Below are 588 nucleotides of genomic sequence, written 5' to 3'. Positions count from 1 at the left end.
GCCGCGCTTCGGACGGCGGGCTCACGCGAATGAAGCTTGCGGCAATATGGCGGAAATACCGCTCTCCAATCAGGCTGACGCCAACAGGGAAGACCGACACGAGCGTGGCACTCAGCGATGCGAATGTGTTGTTGCGGTAGATGTTGAAGCGGCGCATCGGATCGAAGCGGCCGCCCGTATCGAACGAGGGACCGAGATCCGGCCCTCGACGGTTAAGAATAGCATCCGCGACGGCGTGCTGCAGTTCGAGTTCAGACAGCATGACGCGCCCTCCGTGTGACGGAGTTGCTCGCGAAAACCGACGGTGTGATCGTCGTCAAGGCCGAGATCGCAGGCATGGCGCCGCGTGCGAGATTGCTCGTGGAAGGCAGCTCGATGCCGTGGAACCTGCGGTCCGGCTGCTGGGCGATTTGCGGCGCACCACGCTTCTCGAAACCGATCGAGGCGGCCATCATGTCGGCCCACATTGCTTCGCCGAGCAGCACATCGAGCGCGGGAACCTCGGTGTCCCATTCGATCAGCGTCGGGCGTGGGCCGATCTTGCGCAGCACATGCGCATAGAGCGACCAGACGGCCGGCGGCACGCGC

At 63.9% G+C, this 588-nt stretch carries 2 protein-coding genes; both read right to left on the bottom strand.

The features are described 5' to 3' along the window. A partial coding sequence (locus RWK44_RS34920) for an HvfC/BufC N-terminal domain-containing protein (RefSeq protein WP_316030189.1) occupies window positions 1-262 on the bottom strand: 262 nt, incomplete at its 3' end. Beyond that, window positions 252-588 (bottom strand): multinuclear nonheme iron-dependent oxidase (locus tag RWK44_RS34915; protein ID WP_316030188.1); only part of this gene is annotated, 337 nt, incomplete at its 5' end. The genes RWK44_RS34915 and RWK44_RS34920, both read right to left, overlap by 11 nt.

This window comes from Rhizobium sp. 25PS6 (assembly GCF_032464655.1).
GTDB lineage: Bacteria > Pseudomonadota > Alphaproteobacteria > Rhizobiales > Rhizobiaceae > Rhizobium > Rhizobium laguerreae.
This window is presented reverse-complemented; position numbering and strand designations above follow the sequence as displayed.